The sequence below is a fragment of the Chryseobacterium sp. VD8 genome (assembly GCF_037149975.1).
Lineage (GTDB): Bacteria > Bacteroidota > Bacteroidia > Flavobacteriales > Weeksellaceae > Chryseobacterium > Chryseobacterium indicum.
This window is the reverse complement of sequence record NZ_JBBCQL010000512.1, coordinates 1-221: the sequence shown is the minus strand read 5'-3', so window position 1 is coordinate 221 and position 221 is coordinate 1. Positions and strand designations below refer to the sequence as shown.

The window sequence follows — 221 nt, the reverse complement described above, 5'->3', positions numbered from 1 at the left end:
TAAAAAACTGGAACATTAATATTTATCGTGGGATATTGACGGGCTATAATGAGGCCTTCATTATTGATGGGAAGAAGAAAGATGAGTTAATCTCAGAAGATCCAAAATCTGCCGAAATCATACGACCGTTATTAAGGGGACGTGATATTAAGCGATATTCTTACGAATTTGCCGATTTATACCTTATTACTACATTTCCAAGCTTAAAAATTAATATAGAA

The 221-nt window shown here is 33.0% G+C and carries 1 protein-coding gene; it reads left to right on the top strand.

Annotated elements, in window-relative coordinates; genetic code table 11:
* The coding region (locus tag WFK35_RS23245; RefSeq protein ID WP_336735025.1) for a hypothetical protein at positions 1 to 221 on the top strand (221 nt) is incomplete at both ends.